The 21,256-nt window shown below is 42.0% G+C and carries 16 protein-coding genes; 12 read left to right on the top strand and 4 right to left on the bottom strand.

Annotated elements, in window-relative coordinates; all coding sequences use genetic code 11:
- Window positions 1-366: 366 nt before the first annotated feature.
- From purC to FD725_RS18190, 7 genes are all read left to right on the top strand, one after another.
- The gene (gene purC / locus FD725_RS18160; protein ID WP_179049436.1) at window positions 367-1,104 is read left to right on the top strand and encodes a phosphoribosylaminoimidazolesuccinocarboxamide synthase; all 738 of its coding nucleotides are present in this window, start codon (window positions 367-369) and stop codon (window positions 1,102-1,104) included.
- Between the two features lie 104 nt (window positions 1,105-1,208).
- Window positions 1,209-3,701 (top strand): BamA/TamA family outer membrane protein, encoded by a 2,493-nt coding sequence (locus FD725_RS18165; RefSeq protein WP_179049437.1) that lies wholly within the window; start codon window positions 1,209-1,211, stop codon window positions 3,699-3,701.
- A 153-nt stretch (window positions 3,702-3,854) separates the two neighbouring features.
- Complete coding sequence (gene lpxC, locus FD725_RS18170; RefSeq protein WP_179049438.1) at window positions 3,855-4,682, top strand: UDP-3-O-acyl-N-acetylglucosamine deacetylase; 828 nt, start codon at window positions 3,855-3,857, stop codon at window positions 4,680-4,682.
- Window positions 4,683-4,754: 72 nt separating this feature from the next.
- Window positions 4,755-5,255: a 3-hydroxyacyl-ACP dehydratase FabZ gene (gene fabZ, locus FD725_RS18175; RefSeq protein ID WP_179049439.1), complete on the top strand. Its 501-nt coding sequence runs from the start codon at window positions 4,755-4,757 to the stop codon at window positions 5,253-5,255.
- Window positions 5,256-5,504: 249 nt separating this feature from the next.
- Window positions 5,505-6,323, top strand: a complete 819-nt coding sequence (gene lpxA, locus FD725_RS18180) for an acyl-ACP--UDP-N-acetylglucosamine O-acyltransferase (RefSeq protein ID WP_179049440.1) — start codon at window positions 5,505-5,507, stop codon at window positions 6,321-6,323.
- Window positions 6,324-6,533: 210 nt separating this feature from the next.
- Window positions 6,534-7,688: a lipid-A-disaccharide synthase gene (gene lpxB / locus FD725_RS18185; protein ID WP_179049441.1), complete on the top strand. Its 1,155-nt coding sequence runs from the start codon at window positions 6,534-6,536 to the stop codon at window positions 7,686-7,688.
- Window positions 7,689-8,083: 395 nt separating this feature from the next.
- Window positions 8,084-8,830, top strand: a complete 747-nt coding sequence (locus FD725_RS18190) for an SDR family oxidoreductase (protein ID WP_179049442.1) — start codon at window positions 8,084-8,086, stop codon at window positions 8,828-8,830.
- Window positions 8,831-9,101: 271 nt separating this feature from the next.
- Here FD725_RS18190 and FD725_RS18195 read toward each other — a convergent pair whose 3' ends face one another.
- The 3 genes from FD725_RS18195 to thrB all read right to left on the bottom strand — a co-directional run bounded on the left by FD725_RS18195 (window position 9,102) and on the right by thrB (window position 12,581).
- Window positions 9,102-10,715 carry an NAD(P)H-quinone oxidoreductase subunit 4 gene (locus tag FD725_RS18195; RefSeq protein WP_179049443.1) on the bottom strand — a complete coding sequence of 538 codons (1,614 nt, stop codon included), beginning with the start codon at window positions 10,713-10,715 and terminating at the stop codon, window positions 9,102-9,104.
- A gap of 403 nt (window positions 10,716-11,118) precedes the next feature.
- Complete coding sequence (locus FD725_RS18200) at window positions 11,119-11,658, bottom strand: hypothetical protein (protein WP_179049444.1); 540 nt, start codon at window positions 11,656-11,658, stop codon at window positions 11,119-11,121.
- Window positions 11,659-11,666: 8 nt separating this feature from the next.
- Window positions 11,667-12,581, bottom strand: coding sequence for a homoserine kinase (gene thrB / locus FD725_RS18205; RefSeq protein ID WP_179049445.1), 915 nt, complete (start codon window positions 12,579-12,581; stop codon window positions 11,667-11,669).
- Between the two features lie 250 nt (window positions 12,582-12,831).
- Here thrB and FD725_RS18210 point away from each other — a divergent pair, with 250 nt between their 5' ends.
- Window positions 12,832-13,137: a hypothetical protein gene (locus tag FD725_RS18210; RefSeq protein WP_256871652.1), complete on the top strand. Its 306-nt coding sequence runs from the start codon at window positions 12,832-12,834 to the stop codon at window positions 13,135-13,137.
- Between the two features lie 175 nt (window positions 13,138-13,312).
- Here the strand turns inward: FD725_RS18210 and FD725_RS18215 are convergent, their stop codons facing one another.
- Window positions 13,313-15,145, bottom strand: coding sequence for a tetratricopeptide repeat protein (locus FD725_RS18215; RefSeq protein ID WP_179049446.1), 1,833 nt, complete (start codon window positions 15,143-15,145; stop codon window positions 13,313-13,315).
- A gap of 443 nt (window positions 15,146-15,588) precedes the next feature.
- Here FD725_RS18215 and FD725_RS32990 point away from each other — a divergent pair, with 443 nt between their 5' ends.
- The 4 genes from FD725_RS32990 to FD725_RS18235 all read left to right on the top strand — a co-directional run bounded on the left by FD725_RS32990 (window position 15,589) and on the right by FD725_RS18235 (window position 21,233).
- The gene (locus FD725_RS32990) at window positions 15,589-18,270 is read left to right on the top strand and encodes a calcium-binding protein (protein ID WP_179049447.1); all 2,682 of its coding nucleotides are present in this window, start codon (window positions 15,589-15,591) and stop codon (window positions 18,268-18,270) included.
- A 368-nt stretch (window positions 18,271-18,638) separates the two neighbouring features.
- Window positions 18,639-19,430, top strand: a complete 792-nt coding sequence (locus FD725_RS18225) for a hypothetical protein (protein WP_179049448.1) — start codon at window positions 18,639-18,641, stop codon at window positions 19,428-19,430.
- Between the two features lie 332 nt (window positions 19,431-19,762).
- Complete coding sequence (locus tag FD725_RS18230) at window positions 19,763-19,945, top strand: hypothetical protein (protein WP_179049449.1); 183 nt, start codon at window positions 19,763-19,765, stop codon at window positions 19,943-19,945.
- A gap of 115 nt (window positions 19,946-20,060) precedes the next feature.
- On the top strand, window positions 20,061-21,233 hold the full coding sequence (locus FD725_RS18235) for an MFS transporter (RefSeq protein WP_179049450.1): 1,173 nt from the start codon (window positions 20,061-20,063) through the stop codon (window positions 21,231-21,233).
- Window positions 21,234-21,256: the final 23 nt, after the last annotated feature.

Genomic DNA, 21,256 nt, shown 5'->3' on the forward strand with positions numbered 1-21,256 from the left:
TGAGTTTTTCTGCCAAAAATTACCCATGATGCGAAGTGAGAAAATTTTTTGACTCCTATGCAATGACAATTTGTTACATCTTATTTCATTCTTTGTGAGAATTGGTGTGATATTAATTTTTATTGAGATTTTAAAGAACTTCATCATATAACTTGATGAGTGTGATCGATGAAAATTTTACAAAAACTTGGTTATCTACCCTGATATCCGACACCCAGACTCTCAAACCCTGGTTTATTAGAGCCAAGTGTACACAACAGACCGTGCCTCCTTTTACAGCTAATAGCTAATCGTTAATAACTAAAGATAAAATGGTGAAGCCCGAAAGGACAAAAGCTACTCATCGCTCACACCCTACTTCTTGCTATGTCTGTTCATTCCCGGCTCTACGAAGGCAAAGCCAAAATTCTCTATACAACCGACGATCCAGAAATTTTGCTGGCTGATTTTAAAGATGATGCAACAGCCTTTAATGCTCAAAAGCGAGGCAGTATCGTTGATAAAGGCAGAATGAACTGTAGTATTTCCAGTCAGCTATTTCAACAGTTGGAAGCATCTGGTATAAAGACGCACTTTATTGATAGCCCTGCTCCCAACCAAATGCGGGTAAAAGCAGTTAAAATTATCCCACTAGAAGTGGTAGTACGTAATATTGCGGCGGGTAGTTTGTGTCAACAAACAGGTTTAGAACTGGGTACAATTCTCAAACAGCCCTTAGTCGAGTTTTATTATAAAAACGATCAATTGGGAGATCCACTCTTAACACGCGATCGCCTGTTACTCCTAGAACTAGCCACGGCGGAACAAGTAGAGGCAATTACCCATCTAGCATTGCAAATTAATCAATTTCTCCAGGACTTTTGGCAACGTTGCGGTATTACTCTAGTAGACTTCAAACTAGAATTTGGTTTGGACTCACAACAGCAGTTACTATTGGCAGATGAAATTAGTCCGGATACTTGCCGTTTGTGGAACACAGCAGAAGCAGATCCCAATCGACGAGTGCTGGATAAAGACCGATTCCGCCGAGACTTGGGAAATGTCGAAGATGCCTACCAGGAGGTTTTACAAAGAGTCCTACAAGTAGTAGACATGAAAAAATAGTTTTTGATTCTTTTACAGCAAACAACTATATTTGTTTTTGACCTTTGACATCAAAAGCGATCGCCTTGTGATGGTGTGTGGAAGTGAAGAGGATTGTACAAAAAATGCGTTTATCTCCAGTATTAATGGTGGCTGTAGCAATTGCAGCACCCTTGAGTAGTTGCCTGAGTGCCAGTGGACAAACTCCTAACAGTTTAGAACCGACAACAGAGGTCTTCCCATCTGCGACAGACCAACAGTTACAACAGGATGAAATCGCCCCATCTCAGCCTAATTTAACGGAAGTGAAAGCCCTGGCAAAGCTGCCATCTCCAGATGTTAAATTATCGACTAATCAATCAACCAAATCCGCAACAACGGAGACACAAGAGGTAGTTGTCCCCACAATAGCTGCACCAACTACAGCCACCCTGATAGCGCAAAAGTTGCCATCCATCGCGGAAATTGTCGCTTCAGAAGTTGGGCAGCGAGGATCAGCTGCTGTTCTCAGGGACAATTTGCCCAAACAACAATCAGCAGCCAAATCACCCGTTGTTATCCCTACCAACCGTCCAGGGACAACAACGCCCAAAGTTGTTCAAGTTCCCCAACCAACTCCTGCAACTCCTACCCCAGATCCTAATTCTCAGCCGGAGACTCCCCCTCCCAGCACTGAGCAACAACAAACACCCGCACCAGCGCCAAGTCCCATCCCTGGACAGCAGAATTTTGATACCCCCAACGCCACACCAGAAACCACAGAACCCCGTGTTTTGGTATCAGAAGTCCAAGTAAGGGCGCAATCTGGGCAACTTGCACCAGAATTAGAAACCCAAGTCTACAACGTCATTCGTACCCAACCAGGCAGAACCACCACCCGTTCTCAGTTACAAGAAGATATCAACGCCATCTTTGCTACTGGCTTCTTCTCCAACGTCCAAGCCACCCCAGAAGATACACCTTTAGGGGTGAGAGTCAGCTTTGTCGTCCAGCCGAACCCAGTACTAACAAAGGTTCAAATCCAAGCTAACCCTGGGACTAACGTTGGTTCCGTATTACCTGCACAAACTGCTGATGAAGTCTTTCGTGAGCAATATGGCAAAATCCTCAACTTGCGTGATTTACAAGAAGGCATCAAGCAATTAACTAAGCGTTATCAAGACCAAGGTTATGTGCTAGCTAACGTCATTGGTGCGCCACAAGTCTCGGAAAGTGGAGTGGTGACACTGCAAGTAGCGGAAGGGGTAGTTGAGAATATTAACGTCCGCTTCCGCAATAAAGAAGGTCAAGAAACTGACGAAAAAGGACAACCAATTCGGGGTAGAACACAAGACTACATCGTCAAGCGAGAATTAGAGTTAAAGCCAGGGCAAGTATTCAACCGCAACACTGTGCAGAAAGACCTCCAGCGAGTCTTCGGCACAGGACTGTTTGAAGATGTCAACGTCTCCCTCGACCCTGGTACAGACCCCAGCAAGGTGAATGTAGTAGTGAATGTGGTGGAACGTAGTAGTGGTTCCATCGCCGCCGGGGCGGGGATTAGTTCTGCTAGTGGTTTATTTGGCACAGTCAGTTATCAACAACAAAACCTCAACGGGAGAAACCAAAAATTAGGTGCAGAAGTCCAGGTGGGTGAGCGAGAACTTTTGTTTGACTTGCGCTTCACAGATCCTTGGATTGCTGGCGATCCTTACCGCACTTCCTACACAGCCAATATTTTCCGTCGTCGTTCGATTTCCTTGATTTTTGACGGGAAAGATAACGATATCAGAACTCTTGACCCGAACCCCAACAATCAGAATGATCCAGATAATCAGGATCGTCCGCGTGTCACCCGTTTCGGTGGTGGTGTCACATTTACTCGTCCCTTGTCAGCAAATCCCTACGAAAGATCAGAATGGACAGCTTCAGCAGGCTTTCAGTATCAGCGAGTTACCACTCGTGATGCTGACGGGAACATCAGAAGAACTGGGGCAGTATTTGATAATGACAGATTAAAACCTGGAACAGAAGTGCCTCTGAGTGAATCGGGTACAGGTGAAGACGATTTGATTTTATTGCAACTAGGCGCACAACGCGATCGCCGCAATAACCCTTTGCAACCTACTAGTGGTTCTTACCTACGTTTAGGTATAGATCAATCAGTACCTGTTGGTTCAGGGAGTATTTTCCTCACCAGATTACGTGGTAGTTACAGTCAATATCTACCCGTGAAATTTACTGGTTTTGCCAAAGGCCCAGAAACCATAGCTTTTAACATCCAAGGCGGTACAGTTTTGGGTGATTTGCCACCCTATGAAGCCTTTACCCTTGGTGGAAGTAATTCTGTCCGGGGTTATGAGGAAGGTGCTTTGGGTAGTGGACGCACTTATGTGCAAGCATCGCTGGAATATCGTTTCCCTGTCTTCTCAGTAGTCAGTGGGGCTTTATTTTTTGATGTGGGTAGCGATTTGGGAACCAGCACCAGAGCAGCTGAAGTGCTAAATAAAAGTGGTAGTGGCTACGGTTACGGTTTAGGGGTGCGTGTCCAATCTCCACTAGGGCCAATTCGCATTGATTACGGTATCAACGATGATGGTGATAGTCGAATTAACTTTGGGATTGGGGAAAGGTTTTAGGTTAGTCATTGGTCATTGGTCATTAGTCAAAGTTGTGACTGTAGACAGTTGACTCTTGACCCTTGACCTTGCTAATTTTCGCATTGATTACCAGGGTGTTTACCAAAGATGAGTGATGAATAATCAAAACTTACATATATTCGCTTATTACCTATGCAGCATACTCTAGCAGAGGCGATCGCTCACACTGGAGTCGGGCTGCATAGTGGTGTCAGTACTCATGTCCGGGTATTACCTGCTGATGTGGGTAGTGGACGCTACTTTGTGCGGGTGGATTTGCCAGATTTACCCATCATTCCTGCTCAAGTAGCAGCAGTGAATCAAACTGTTTTATCTACACAGTTGGGTAAGGGTGAAGCCTGTGTGCGTACAGTCGAGCATCTATTAGCGGCTTTGGCTGGAATGGGTGTAGATAATGCCCGCATTGAAATTGACGGTGCTGAAGTACCGCTTTTAGATGGTTCAGCACAGGAATGGGTAGCGAGTATTGCCGCAGTTGGCTTAGTCTCTCAACCAGTGGTAGATGAGCCAATTCCCTTGGTCATCCCAGCACCAATTTGGATACATCAAGACGATGCTTTTGTCGCAGCCATCCCAGCCCCAGAAACCCGTTTTAGTTACGGCATTGACTTCGATGTGTCTGCCATTGGTAATCAATGGTACAGTCACTTAATGACGAATAGCTTTGCCCAAGACATTGCACCCGCCCGCACATTTGGTTTATTACATCAAATTGAATATTTACAGAAATCTGGGTTAATTAAAGGTGGTAATTTGGATAATGCCCTCGTTTGTGGTGCTGATGGCTGGGTAAATCCACCATTAAGATTTGCAAATGAGCCAGTACGTCATAAAATTTTGGACTTAGTAGGAGATTTAAGTCTATTGGGACATTTCCCCCGCGCTCACTTTTTGGCGTATAAAGCCAGTCATAATTTACACATCCAACTGGCACAAAAAATTTTAGATTTGAGTAATTAAATGCTTCGATCTAAAATCAATCATTCTCCCTAAACGTACTCAATTCTCAAATTACAATCAACCACACTGCTAATGTCAACCCTTTCTGAAGTCAATAGTCCCACATCTACCGACGAGCCAATAACTACATCCGAGGTGAAAACAACATTCTCATCTGAAGAAATTCATAAACTCCTACCCCATCGCTATCCCTTCCTCCTGGTAGATAAAATTATTGACTATGTACCAGGTAAAAAAGCTGTAGGTATTAAAAACGTCACCATCAACGAACCTCAATTTACAGGTCACTTCCCAGGCAGACCACTGATGCCAGGAGTGCTAATTGTAGAGGCAATGGCACAGGTAGGTGGTATCGTCATGACCCAGCTACCAGAATTAGAAGGGGGTTTGTTTGTGTTTGCGGGTATCGATAAAGTCCGCTTTCGCCGTCAAGTTGTGCCAGGAGACCAACTGGTATTAACTGTGGAACTGTTATGGATCAAACAACGTCGTTTCGGTAAAATGCAAGCGCGTGCTGAAGTTGATGGTCAACTAGCAGCCGAAGGCGAACTGATGTTTTCTCTAATTAACTAAAAATTAGCTGGCGTGGTGAAGGTATAACCGTGAATTACCTTAACTGAACCCTGAAACAGGATAGCAGTTAAAAAAATTAGCCACAAGAGCATCTTATAATTTCTTGATTTTCGTCGCCCACACACACTCACTTGCTCTGCCCGACAAATTCGGTCACAGAACACTCACACACTCAGCAATGCCAGGCGCTGCAACTTTGACTACCAAAGCCCAGTGTCGGCTCCTTAAGACAGTTCTGGAGATTCACCCTTGAAGACGCTTATTCATCCAACTGCTGTAATTCATCCAAATTCGGAACTGCACCCAACAGTGCAAGTCGGTGCTTATGCTGTGATTGGAGCGCACGTTAAAGTCGGCCCGGAAACAATTATTGGCGCTCATGCAGTGCTAGAAGGGCCTTGCGAAATTGGGGCGCGAAATCAGATTTTTACAGGTGCTGCTATTGGTATGGAACCCCAGGATTTAAAATTTGTGGGGGAACCTACTTGGGTCAAAATTGGTGATAACAACTTGATTCGAGAGTATGTCACCATCAACCGCGCTACCGGAGCAGGCCAAGCCACAATTATTGGTAACAATAATTTGTTAATGGCTTATGTCCATGTGGCTCACAACTGTGTGATTGAAGACTCTGTGATTATCGCTAACTCTGTAGCCTTAGCCGGTCATGTGCATATAGAATCACAAGCCAGGTTAAGCGGGGTTTTAGGTGTCCACCAATTTGTCCATATTGGTAGACAAGCAATGGTAGGCGGTATGGCACGGATTGACCGTGATGTACCACCATATATGCTAGTAGAGGGTAATCCAGGACGGATTAGAACCCTCAACTTAGTCGGGCTAAAACGTTCGGGAATGGCAACCAGCGACTTACAACTACTGAAAAAAGCCTTCCGCATTCTTTACCGTTCTAACATTATGTTTAAGGAAGCACTAGAACAGTTGGAATTGTTAGGGGATACAGAACATTTACAAAACCTCCGGCGCTTTCTGTTACTCTCGCAAATGCCAGGAAGACGCGGTTTGATCCCTGGTAGAGGTAAATCAGGCGGGAGTGATGAATCGTAGTACCCTTTTTCATAAGTTCGTAGCTTTTTAAACGCAGAGGAACGCTGAGGATTTCCAAAGTGGATTTGCTACGAATTAATGAAATTATGTACCTAGTCAAAAAGCGGGGAGATGAGGAAGATGAGAAAGTCAGGGGAAATAAGGAAGATTGAGGAGATAAGAGAGGATTCTTCTAATTCCCCCATCTCCAACCCTCAATCCCCAGATAAAATGCGAATATTTATCAGTACTGGCGAAGTATCAGGAGATTTGCAAGGAGCGCTGTTAATTGCGGCGCTGAAGCGTCAAGCGGTGACTGCTGGGCTGGAATTAGAGATTGTGGCCTTGGGTGGCGACAAAATGGCAGAGGCAGGAGCGATGATTTTGGGCGATACCACTGGTATTGGTTCAATGGGTTTGCTGGAATCTCTGCCATACGTTTTGCCTACTCTGATGGTACAGCGCCGAGCGATCGCCTATCTCAAACAAAATCCCCCAGACTTAGTAGTACTCATCGACTACATGGGGCCGAATCTGGGTATCGGCAGCTATATGCAAAAACATTTACCCAATGTGCCTGTAGCCTATTACATTGCACCTCAAGAATGGGTCTGGTCGATCGGTTTACGTAATACTTCCCGAATTGTCGGTTTTACTGATAAACTATTGGCAATTTTCCTCGAAGAAGCTCGTTATTTTCGCAATAACGGCGCTAATGTGAGTTGGGTAGGTCATCCCCTCATTGACCGGATGGAAAACGCTCCTAGCCGTCAAGCAGCCCGTTCTCAGTTGGGTATTGCTGATGAAAAAATAGCGATCGCACTCTTACCCGCTTCCCGATGGCAAGAATTAAAATATTTATTACCAGTAATTTTTCAAGCTGCCCAAAATATCCAAGCTAAGTTACCAGAAGTTCATTTTTGGATTCCTCTATCTTTGGAAGCTTATAGAAAATCCATAGAAGCAGCAATTAAGGATTACGGTTTACGCGCGACAATTGTCTCAAGTCAACAAAAAGAAGTATTTGCGGCGGCTGATTTCGCTATTACCAAATCAGGCACAGTGAATTTAGAACTCGCATTGTTAAATGTGCCGCAAGTCGTAGTCTATCGCCTCCATCCTGTTACAGTCTGGATTGCTAGAAAAATCCTCAAAGGCTCTATCCCCTTTGCTTCGCCAGTTAATTTGGTAGTGATGAAGCCCATTGTGCCAGAGTTTTTACAAGAACAAGCAACCCCAGAAAATATTACGCAAGCAGCGATGGAATTACTGCTTAACCCTGAACGCAGACAGCAAACCTTAGCAGATTATCAAGAAATGCGTCAAAGTTTGGGAGAATTAGGAGTATGCGATCGGGCAGCGAAGGAAATTTTGGAGATGTTTTAGAGAGTAATAGTTGTAAAAACTAAATTATCCCTCTTTATTTTGAATTTTGAATTGGTATGAGACAGTTGTTCTGAAGCGATCGCTAGACTTTCAAATATTTCTATCCTGCCATTGTTTAGGGTCGCGTTTAACGTGAAAGCAGGCGATAATAGTAATTATATTTTCTGACAAAATATTGGTTTTGTACCTCATACTTGGGGGCTTTACGCATCACGACTTGTAAGATTAGACGATCGCACTCAAAAGAGCGATCGCTTATTAAAATAAGCGATGAAACTGTAGACCCAAAACAAGGTCATACTACAGACTTCGCTGTCATGTATTAATGTAATCAATTTGCTTAATTTATCACATCTCAGTAAAGTAAATTTGAAAGCATTTTACAGGTCATCAAAATGACAACTCCCAAAAGAATTGCTGTAGTCACAGGTAGTAATCGAGGGTTAGGCTATGCAATTTCCCGTAAATTATCTGACATTGGTGTCCATGTAATTCTCACAAGTCGCAAAGAAGCAGAAGGTTTAGCAGCCAAACAGCAACTAGCCAATGAAGGGTTTGATGCAGACTATCATCTACTCGATGTAACTAATGATGCTAGCGTCCAACAATTTACTGAGTGGTTGCGGGAAACCTATGGCAAAGTAGATATTTTAGTTAACAATGCAGGTGTCAATCCTACACCAAAGCCAGAAGAGTCTAGCTTGCTGACGGTTAACCTAGAAACGATGCAAACTACCTTTGAAACCAATGTTCTGGCAGTAGTCAGAATTTCTCAAGCATTAATCCCCCTCATGAAAGAGCAAAACTACGGACGCATAGTCAATATCTCCACAGAAATGGCATCTTTAACTGCCATTTCCACAGACTATTATCCCTTAGCACCCTCTTATCGCCTCTCGAAAATCGGAGTCAATGGTATCACAGTCATTCTTGCTAAAGAACTCCAAGATACAAATATCCTCGTTAACGCCTATTCTCCCGGCTGGATGAAGACTGACATGGGTGGTGAAAATGCACCTTTTACAGCCGAAGAAGGAGCCGAAACAGCCATTTATCTAGCAACACTTCCCGATGGCGGCGCGCAAGGCAAGTTTTTTGCCGAAATGCGGAAGTTTGGCGGCCCTGTGCAAGTGCAGTGGTAGATCCTGATAAAAATGATACAAACACGCGGGTGAGGACACTGCCGTAGCCATTAGTCTCAACTTAACGTGAAACCGCCCGTCCATCAGCCCGTCCACCAGGGATTATAAATCCCTGTCTTATAGCTAAAGTCCTCTCAAGAGGACTGAATATCATAGTTCATTTTCCAGGACTTAAGCTATGAGTTTAATAATTTAGGGGGTGGTTATGCAACCACCCCCATATTCCCCTCAGATTAGAATTTACTTTCAGCACCCTTGGTAGGATGTATATTTATTTTGCAATATTAACTAAACTTTCGACTTGAGCATTTGCCAGGGTTGGCACTGTGAAAATCTGTGAGTACAGGCTTGTAGGTTGTTGTCTAGCTACAACTGGTAATACCTGACGGGCATGGGAGGCAACTTCTACTGTCTTGACATCATAAGTCTGTGTGATCAACTTGGGATACAGACCGATGCCAATGATGGGAACTATCAAACAAGCGGTGATGAATAATTCACGAGGTTTGATATCAGGAACTACAGTATCTAAATGTAACTCTTCACTTTGCTGGCCGTAAAACACTTGGCGCAGCATGGACAGTAAGTAAATGGGAGTCAGAATTACGCCGACTGCTGATAAGAGGACTACGACAACTTTGAAACTGGAACTGTAGACATCGCTGGTAGCAATACCCAGGAATACCATCAACTCGCCAACGAAGCCACTCATGCCAGGTAAAGCCAGGGAAGCCATTGCACCGGCGGTATACAGAGCAAAGGTTTTGGGCATTACTTTACCCAGTCCACCGATTTTGTCCATCATTAAGCTGTGAGTACGTTCGTAAGTCACACCAGTTAAGAAGAACAAGCTAGCGGCAATTAAACCGTGGGAAACCATTTGTAACATGGCTCCACTCACACCAATTTCTGTGTAGGAAGCTAAACCAATTAACACAAACCCCATGTGGGCAATTGAAGAGTAAGCCAAGCGGCGTTTGAGGTTGGTTTGAGCAAAGGCACAGCAAGCACCGTAGATAATGTTGACTACACCCAAGATGACTAGGACTGGGGCAAAGTAGACATGGGCATCAGGCAGCATTTCCATGTTGAAGCGGATGAGGGAGTAACCACCCATCTTCAGCAACACACCAGCGAGAATCATGGAACCAGGTGCAGATGCTTCACCGTGAGCATCAGGTAGCCATGTATGTAGAGGGAAAATTGGTAGTTTGACACCAAAGGCAATCAAGAAACCTGCGTAAGCTAGCAGTTCAATGGCTTTGGGATATTCTTTCATTCCTAGAGAAGCAATATCGAAGGTAACTGTATCTCCAGAGAATGCCAGGGCAAAACCTCCTACGAGGATAAATATAGAAGCAGCAGCAGTGTAAAGAATGAATTTGGTGGCTGCATACTGGCGTTTTGGCCCTCCCCAGATGGAAATCAACAAGTAGACGGGAACTAGCTCGATTTCCCACATCAGGAAGAATAACAGCAAGTCTTGAGCAACGAACACACCCAATTGGGCGCTATACATTGCCAACATTAAGCCATAAAATAATCGCGGCTTGTTGGTAACTTTCCAAGCCGCGAAGATTGCCAGAGTGTTGATTAAGCCAGTCAGTAGCACTAGGGGCATCGATAAGCCGTCAACTGCTACAGACCAATTCAAACCGATTTGCGGAACCCAAGAGTATTTTTCGACAAATTGGTAGGTTGAGTTTTGGAAGTCGTAGTTATGCCAGAAGGCATAAATCATCAGGGCAAAATCGGCGATCGCAACTCCCAGACCATACCACCGAACTGTTTTTCCTTCTTTGTCTGGGATTATGGGGATGGCTAAGGATGCCACCAAGGGAAAGAGAATTATGGCCGTCAGCCAGGGAAATTCCATAGCATTCATCACTTCTGACAATCGTTTTTTGTTTTCGCTTTTAATTACATTATATTAAGGAATTCGTACTTTTGTAAACTTTATTTTCTCCCAAGAAATTAAATTTTGCTGATTGATGGAGATATATACTCATTAAATTCTCAATTGTGAGCATAAATGAGAATAAATACTCACTAGGATTAGTAGCGAATCCATTCTAATTACAAAGTTTTGTAACGTCAACAAAAAATGATCGCTCACACTAGCGTTACAAAGAGGGGATTGGGGATTGGGGATTGGGGGAAAAATCTGAAGTATTCTCTCCTTGTCCCCTTCTTTCATTTTGAATTTTGAATTTTGTTAGCGCAGCGTTAGCGAGTCCGCGAGCGTCATTTTGAATTGATTTGTCTCCCACACCCCCAACTAGTATTTGCTAGACAATACGATTGACAATTGTCCAGACTTCTCCATCTGAACGGACGTAAGGAACTGAGATAGTTTTGAATCCGGTGATGAAGGGTTTGTAATAGACTTGCCAATACAAGGGACTGAGTTGATCGGCACAAGCTTTGAGGAGGCGGATTTCCTTAGCTAATTCTCCCGCTAGCTGATTGGCTCGTTCGGCATGAACTTGAGCAACTTCTTTGGCTGCTTCTAGCTGCTGCTGTCGGGTGATTTGTGACGATTGATTTTGCCAGCGAGCTAATTCGGCTTGTTTGCGGTTAAGCTGAATCGTGAGAGTGGCGATCGCATCATCGATCCCTTTGAGTTCAGCAAATAACTGGGGATTTTCTCTAGCTTGGCGGCGATAAGCTTCCACAATTGCCAGAGGTGAATCATTGTCACTGGAGTTGACATTATTATTAATAGTCAGCGTTGCCTGTTCTTGCTGAAGAATTTGGATTTCAGACTGGAGTACGGCGATTTCTGAGTGGAGTTGTTCTAAAGGCAAACTGGGATTAAGTTCTTTCATGTTGAATTTTAATTTTTAACTGCGCCTTGAGTGTCTAGAGAGAGCGATCGCACTACAGCATTAATACCTGAATCTTGCCAAGCTGTAGACATAGCTGTTGCCACATCTGGGGCGTGAGACTCATCTGCTAAAGCTAACAGCGTCGGTCCTGCACCACTAATTACCATGCCATACGCACCAGAGGCGATCGCTGCCGCATTCACCGCCTCGTAACCAGGAATTAAGGACTGACGATAGGGCTGATGGATTTTGTCTTGTAAAGCTGCTCTTAACCATTCTCCCTTACCAGTTTCCAAGCCCCGCAACAATAAACCTAAATGGGCAGTATTGAAAATTGCATCAGCGCGACTATATGCAGTGGGTAAAACTCGCCGTGCTTCTGAGGTTGACAATTCAAAATCAGGAATTGCGACTACTGGAACAATATGACTATGCCAGGGAACATCACAAATTTCCCAACCAGTCTCACTAGTAGCCGCTAAACGACATCCGCCTAACAAAGCCGGCACGACATTATCTGGATGTCCTTCTAGGGCGATCGCTAATTCCATCACTTGCACCTGTGACAACGGCTCACTTGCCAATTGATTCGCCGCCACCAAACCACCGACAATGGCTGTAGCTGAACTACCCAAACCCCGCGCCAGAGGAACACCCAATTCAATCTCGATTTTCACAGGCGGTACTGGCTGATCTATATATTGATATAACTTGACGAACGCCTGATAGAGCAAATTACTCTCATCCGTTTGCACTCGTGCCGCTTCCGCACCTGTAACTTGAATAATTAATCTACCTACATCTAAACGGGTGAACTTGAACTGATTATGTATAGTCAAGGCTGCACCGATGCAATCAAAACCAGGCCCCAAATTAGCAGTGGTGGCAGGAACCTTAACTGTGACGGAAGAAACAACAGACATCTGCAAATACTCATTTAATAGTCAATAGTCAATAGTCAATAGTCATTGGCTTTTAGACTATGACTACTTACCGCACCAATCAACCAGCATCTCATGTAACTGGTTAATTTGCTCATAAAAATGCTCAATCATCTATTGAGCTAAGTAGCAAAAATACTGATTTATTTTTTAAGATTTGATTTACGTATTTAATTAATGCGTAGTGTTATTATATTTAGATATATTAAATTTTTATATTAAAAATCTCTAAATGAATTATTTACAACGTTGGGAGCAATATGCTCCTGAAGCATACGCTAATATTCGCTTGTTTTTTATGGCTTTTTACATATTGATTTTAAAAGACAAGGAGGATGAAAACGGAGTTACCTACAGCTTCGGGCCAAATGAAGATCATCTTGGAGCTTTATGGCTAGACAAATTGAGTGGTGAAGTTAAGGAGCTTCAAGAAACACCGACTCAAAACCCACAGGCCTTTTTTCAAGGGGCAGCTGTAAAGGTTCGACAATATTGGAAAAAAGGACTGTTTCCGGAAAAAACTTGTTGGGCATCTTAATATACCAGGGTTCGTTACTTGCCTACGTCAGGCTATGCGAACATGAACGCAAACTAAAAAAGTTGTATTTTATTCAATGATTATCCCTAAGCTCATGCTACTTAAATATTTATTACGTCTTCGTAAATTTCCTGCATCGTTTCTGAATTCTGACTCCTGAATTCTGTTTTGATAACTATTGCTGAAAGCGTTTAATTAGTTGCATTGTTTCTTGGTAGAAATCTATTTTTCCTTGTTCAATGTAGAGACTGGCTGCTTTTTCTAAATCGGCGATCGCTGCTTGCTTGTTCTTTAACTGATAGTAAGTAATTCCCCGATTGTAGTAAGCATCGGCATAGTTGAAATTAATTTTCAGTGCTTGGTTATAATCTTCTATTGCCTCTTTTTTATCACCTAAATCACTACGGGCAAGTCCTCGGTTGTTATACACGTCAGCAGAGTGAGGATTAATTTTCAGGGCTTGATTAAAATCAGCGATCGCTCCGTTTTTATCTCCTGATTGATAACGGGATACACCTCTGTTATTGTAGGCTAGAGCTAAGTTAGGGTCAATCTTCAGAGCTTGGTTATAATCTTCTATTGCTCCGGTTTTATCTCCTAAATCACCACGAGCTAGACCTCGGTTGTTATAAACTAATGCTAAGTTAGAATTAATTTTTAGAGCTTGATTATAATCTTCTATTGCTCCTTTTTTATCGCCAAAATTACTACGAGCCAGACCTCGATTGTTGTAAGCTAATGCTAAATTGGGATTAATCTTGAGAGCTTGATTGTAATCTTCAATTGCCCCACGCTTATCTCCCAAATCAGCACGGGCAACTCCCCGAACTGTATAAGTGTCAGCATCAATAGGATTAATTTTAATAGCTTGATTATAATCTTCAATTGCTCCTTTTTTATCACCTAAATCTGATCGAGCTATACCCCGATTGTAATAGGCATTTGCATCATTTGGATTAATCTGAATAGCTTGGTTGAAATCTTCAATAGCTGCTTTTTTATCACCCAAGTTAGCACGAGCTACTCCTCTATTATTGTAGGCATTGCCATAGCGAGGATTGATATTTAGGGCTTGATTATAATCTTCAATAGCTCCTTTATGATCATTTAAATTAGCTAGAGCTACTCCTCGATTGTTGTAAGCATCCACATACTTAAAATTGATGCGAATTGCTTGCGTATAATCAGCCACAGACCCTTTCATATCTCCCTTTTTATACTTATCTCCACCTTGGATATAGAAGTCATCAGCTTTTGCTACTGTAGCTACAGGTGTGTTAGGAGGACGAACTCCTACATCTATACCTATATTGGCTGACAGTCTTAAAAAAGTATTTATAGGGATGCCCAAATTAAAACCTGATTTAACATAAGCAACAGTAGAATTAATTTGAGAAACTTCTATATCTGCTTCATCTCCTCTACCATGAATTCCTATTAGTTCACCGTTTTCATTTAAGAGTGGGCCGCCACTCATGCCGGGTAATGTATTATTACTGTAAACTAAAGCATAGCCGTCTTTAAGTGGTTTGGCAGCATTGGCAGTAATCAGCCCATCAACAAAGGTGTAAATTTTGTTATTAATTGCTGCTGTTGCTCTAGGAAAACCAGAAACATAAGCAGTTGTGCCTTCTATGGAGTCGTCAGAGTTGCCTATTTTAGCAACAGCATAAGTTTGATTGCTAGTAAACTGTACGACAGCTAAATCTACTGCTGGCAGTTTTTTTACAGTGTTGTAATTGAGGGAATAGTGCTGATTATCTGGGGTGACGATTTCATATTGAGATGGATTTGATACAACGTGTTGAGCAGTGAGAACAGTGTAAGTATTGCCTTCTTGTTTAATAATTACTCCACTGCCAAAAACATCTTTATTATCAATTAAGACTGTGATTGATTTAGCGATTTTCGCAACTTCCACCGCCGGTAGTGCATTGGCAATTTGGTGTGGCACTAGAGCAACAGATACGGATAAAATTACTGGGACAAGTTCATGATAAAATTTCATACTTTACTTAATAAATTCTCTTGTTTTTAAGGCAATAGGTAATAGGTAAAAAGTTCCTCGACTACTCCCGCATTTCTCACAAAATGGTAAGGGGGGGTTCACAAAGGAAGCTTCAATCATTCACGAATATCTCGTGAACCCGCCCCTACAGCCTCTGGACTGCGGTTTGATCTATTTCGTGAGAAATTCGACTACTGAGTTTTTTCCATAATCACATCGGATTTCTATATTCCCTCAAAAGTACTGGGTAGATCAAGAATATACCCCTGCACAATCCGCCTTTTTTGGTGTCTATCTGGGGAAATATTTACTCTCACTAGAGTATATTCACGGAGACTTAATAGAACTTCATCACATTTTTATAATTTCTGAATAATTGGTTATGCGATTATTGCATATGTCCGATGCAATTTGAGCTAAAGCCTGAAGGGCAGTAAATACTTATGGCAGTCATCTTTGGCGATAACAACGATAACTTTCTGTCTGGAACTGATGGTGACGATCAAATTTTTGGCCGTGGTGGTAATGATATTATTTCCGGCGGCTTGGGAAATGATGCGATCGAAGGTGGGGATGGCAATGACAAATTGGCTGGTGATGGGGGCAATGATACATTCAAAGGCGGTCAAGGTAACGACAGCATTAATGGTGGTGATGATACTGACACAGCAGACTATAGCTATTTAGGTAGAAGTATCACTCTCTCAGGCGTAGGAACAGTCGAAAAAGCTGGTGGATTAGGCAAAGACCAACTTTTTAAAGTAGAAAGAGTGATTGCTGATGCTACTGTGGCCAACAACACCATTGATGCGTCTCAATCTTTACCTGGCGTACCTGCTGTTGCTGACCTACAAGCACAAACTATCTCTGCCCTTAACGTTCCTGGTTTAGGAACATTGACCTTCAATGTCATCAACTTTGATAATGTCATCGGCACAAACGAAGATGACAGCATTAAAGGTGACGGACAAAGAAACCAATTATTTGGTAAAGATGGTAACGACCTGATTGAAGGTAGAGGTGGTGATGACCTGATTGATGGTGGTGCAGGTAGTGACAAGTTAGCTGGTGATACAGGTAATGACACCTTTATTGGTGGTCAAGGTGATGACAGCATTGATGGTGGAGATGGTGTTGACACCGCAGACTACAGCAAATTAGGTAGAACCATCACCCTTTTGGGTGTGGGAACAATTGACAAAGGTAAATTGGGTCAAGACCAACTCTTTAAAGTCGAAACAGTGATTGCTGATGCTAGTGTTGTTAACAACACCATTGATGCGTCTCAATCTTTACCTGGCGTACCTGCCGTTGCTGACTTACAAGCGCAAACTATCTCTGCCCTTAACGTTCCTGGTTTGGGAACATTGACCTTCAATGTCATCAACTTTGATAATGTCATCGGTACAAACGAAGATGACAGCATTAAAGGTGACGGACAAAGAAACCAATTATTTGGTAAAGATGGTAATGACCTGATTGAAGGTAGAGGTGGTGATGACCTGATTGATGGTGGTGCAGGTAGTGACAAGTTAGCTGGTGATACAGGTAATGACACCTTTATTGGTGGTCAAGGTGATGACAGCATCGATGGTGGAGATGGTGTTGACACCGCAGACTACAGCAAATTAGGTAGAACCATCACCCTTTTGGGTGTGGGAACAATTGATAAAGGTAAATTAGGTCAAGACCAAGTTTTTAAAGTAGAAAGAGTGATTGCTGATGCTACGGTTGCCAACAACACCATCGATGCGTCTCAATCTTTACCTGGTGTACCTGCTGTTGCTGATTTAGAAGCACAAACCATCTCTGCCTTAAATGTTCCTGGTTTGGGAATATTGACCTTCAATGTGATCAACTTTGATAATGTCATTGGTACAGATGAAAATGACCAGATTGGTGGTGATAGACAAGATAATCAATTATCTGGTCTTGGTGGCGATGACATCTTCAAAGGCAGTCGAGGTAATGACAGCATTGATGGTGGCAAAGGCTTTGACACTGCAAATTACGGCAGTCTTGGTCGGAGTATTACCTTATCAGGTATAGGGACAATTACCAAAAGCGGTGGATTCGGAACAGACCAACTGTTTTTAATTGAAAAGATTATTGCTGATGGTAGTGCTGCCAACAATACCATAGATGCTTCTTTATCTTTTCCTGGTGTATTTGTCACCGTTGATCTGCAAGCTCAAAGTTTAATTGCCAATAATGTTGAGCTTCTTGGTAATTCAGAACCAGTGACATTACCATTTACTGTTGTTAACTTTGATGATGTCATTGGCACAAAGCTTAACGACACTATTGCTGGAGACGACCAAGCTAACAAGTTATCTGGTAATGATGGCAATGATGTCATCGATGGTAGAGCTGGTAATGACCTGATTGATGGTGGTGCGGGTAGTGACAAGTTGATAGGTGGTGCAGATTATGACACCTTTAAAGGTAGTCAGGGTGACGACAGCATCGATGGTGGAGATGGTGTTGACACCGCAGACTATAGCAAATTAGGTAAGACTATTATTCTATCAGGTGTGGGAACAGTTGAAAAAGCTGGTGGACTTGGCAAAGACCAACTTTTTCAAGTAGAAACAGTGATTGCTGATGCTAGTGTTGCCAACAACACCATCGATGCGTCTCAATCTTTGCCTGGTGTACCTGCCATTGCGGACTTACAAGCGCAAACTATCTCTGCGCTTAACGTTCCTGGTTTGGGAACATTGACCTTCAATGTCATCAACTTTGATAATGTCATCGGCACAAATGACAATGACAAAATTACTGGCGACAATCAAAATAATAGATTGTTAGGTAATGCTGGTGACGACATTATCTCTGGTGGCTTTGGTAATGACACCATCACTGGTGGATTAGGTAAAGATACTCTCACGGGTGGCTTTGGTGCGGATACATTTATTTTCAATGCCTTAGTAGAAGGGATTGATGTTATCAAAGACTACAAGTTTGCGGAAGCTGACAAAATCCAAGTTTCTAAACTGGGATTTGGTGCAAACAGCATCAATGACTTTACTTATGACAATTCTACTGGTAACTTATCCTTCTTGGGTACTCAATTTGCTTTCATTGAAAATTTGGCTAGCAATTTGAGCATTCAGTTGGTCTAAAACCCATAGAACTTATACCAATTCGCAATGGTACTCCGCTAACCCAATTTAGATACAGGTAGACTTTCCTAAGAAAGTATCTGTTGACTAATTTGAGAGAATTGGTATAACGCAGTGTGATAATATTTTCAGGGTATTGATACAATTTATTGTATTTATCCAGAAAATAAAATTTGTGTTGCAGAACACTAAATCTAGCTGATAAGACATTGATCAACTAGCCATAAAAAAGTTTTTGCAACACAATTATTAAACACAGCAAATTCTCCAAAATCTAAGAATCAAGTTGACACAGTAATTTATACTGAATACTGATTGATTTCTTAGAGAGGGGTCATCTTACATTACAAAATTAAAGAGTAAAACCTGTGGCTTTTTCGCTCAATCGATTATGTCAGCTTTCTGTTAAATATTTACCAGCAATTACGGCTATCATCACAGTTCTGCCATTACCAGTTAAAGCAGCCACATTTTTAGTAACTGAACGCAATGCGTTAGGTGCTAATGATGAAGTAGATTGGGTAAGTTTAGGTAAAGTATTCAATCCCATCGCTCCTGCTTTTTTACCCAACTCTTTTGCTGCCACATCCCAAGGTGGTTTAGGGTTGAATGTAGATATAGCTCCAAAGACTAATCCTCGCATTACTCAACCGTTTGTCTTTCAAACTTTACCTCCTCCCGGCATTCGGACTAACTTTGCTCCAGGTGATTTTATTCTCTTTGGAGGTATTGATACATCTGGTTTTCAACCTCTGCCTCCTGGTTCTCCTGATCCTCTTACTCCAGGAAACGGAGGGCCTTTTACCATCAGTTTTGATCAGCCTGTTTTTGGTGTTGGAACTCAGATAGCTGTAGATATTAGTAATTTGGAAGTTGAAACTTTTATCAGTGCTTTTGATAATTTCAATAACCTGTTAGGTACTTTCTCAGTTTTTAGTACTTCTTCGCTGGCATTAGATAATTCGGCAGTATTTTTAGGGATTCGTAGTGACACACCAAACATCTCCCGGATCGTCTTTAGTAGTTCGGCTCCACAATACGGTCTAGCTATTAATAAGTTTAGTATTGTTGCAGTTGAAGTTGCAGAACCAACTTATACTTTAGCAATATTAGCTGTTGGTGTTGTTGGTGCTGTTGTGAAACTACGACGACATAATTAATTTTTAGATTGTATCAAAATAGCTGGAGTTTATCAATCATCAAAGCATAACCTTACTATGATTCCACCAACATAAAAATGACGAATGAAGGTGGAAAGTAGGGTGTGGAGAAAGAATTTTGATTGTTCTTAAGTTCTCTGATACTCTGCACAGTTGACTAGCTAAACTACTAGCTAGATTATGCAAAGTATATGAATGTTCACTAACAATTTGTACCAAACTGAAATGATCTATTCCTAATTCAGTTGAAATTTTAGAACTTTTGCACATACTCAACATTACGTTTTTACGTAAAATTCAAGTAATTCTTATCTCTAAATAAGTTGAACTCAATGTCATACAAAACACTAGACAATATCGAAGATATCATAGACTCTAAGATCCGCAAAGCTATACGCAAGCACGAGACAATTGTTGCTTTCATTAGCGGTATTCTTGGCTTGATTGTGATTGTAGGTTTGTTCCATGCTATTTTGCTCAACCAAGCTCAAATTCACACATTTTGCTTGAAATAATGACTAGTTGTGTTGAATAGGTTGATTCAAGTTACAAAAATTTTTCTAATCTGAGTGAATTGCATCTATGGAGAGTAAAAATAACAGCAAGGCTATATTCATTGTATTTTTGATTGTGTTTATAGACTTACTTGGTTTTGGGATTATTCTACCAATACTACCTTTGTATGCTGAACAATTCGGTGCAAAACCTCATCAAGCGACTCTACTTGTAGCTATTTATTCATTAATGCAGTTCTTATTTGCACCATTATGGGGCAGATTGAGCGATCGCTACGGTCGCCGACCAATTTTATTAATAACTTTATGCGGTTCTGTCATTGCTTACACTAGTTTGGGCTGTGCCAACACTTTATGGATTTTGTTTATTGCGCGTGGTCTGGCGGGGATGATGGCAGGGAATATTGCCACAGCTCAGGCTTACATTGCAGATATTACCACTCCCGCCAAGCGATCGCGTGGCATGGGTATCATCGGTGCAGCTTTTGGTCTTGGCTTCATTCTTGGGCCAGCGATCGGTGGTATGCTGACAGGATCTGATCCAGAAAACGCCAACTTTCATCTCCCATCGTTGTTTGCAGCTGGATTATCTCTATGGGCATTGTTTTTTGCCTGGGTATTACTTCCAGAATCCCTCACTTCGGCAACTAAAGCCAAAATATCAGCTCATCAACAGCGACAGAAACAGCTAAACTTTCTACAAATATTACAACGTCCACAGTTCTGTCTACTTGTGGTTATCTACTTTTTAATTACTTTTGCTGTGGCTACTATGGACTCTACACTAGCTTTATGGTCTAAGCAGCAATTGAACTGGGGCCCGCAACAAACAAGTTATCTTTTTGCCTTCATGGGAATTATCAGCACGATTATTCAAGGAGGACTAATTGGGTTTCTTAAAAAACACTTGGGTGAAATCAAGTTACTAACTTTAGGAATATTAGGATTAGGTTTAGGATTACTGCTCATTTGCTACTCACAAAGCGTAATTTTATTGTTAATTGCTACCACACTTATAGCTTGGGGAATTAGTGTCAGCCAACCAATATTAAATAGCCTGATTTCCCAAATGGCAGCCCCAGAAGAACAAGGGAAAATATTAGGAATCGCTAATTCTAGCTCCGCATTGGCACGTATTGGAGGGCCAACTTGGGCAGGAGCCAGCTTTAGCAAATTTGGTAGTTCTGCTCCTTTTTTGACGGGATTTTTAGTAATGTTAGTAGCTTTAACTCTCAGTTTGCGAATCACTAAAAGCCCATCTCTATCAAATGCAGAAAGTGTTACTTAAAAATGTAGTAAAAATTACGAATT

This window comes from Nostoc sp. TCL26-01, assembly GCF_013393945.1.
Taxonomy (GTDB): Bacteria; Cyanobacteriota; Cyanobacteriia; order Cyanobacteriales; family Nostocaceae; genus Trichormus.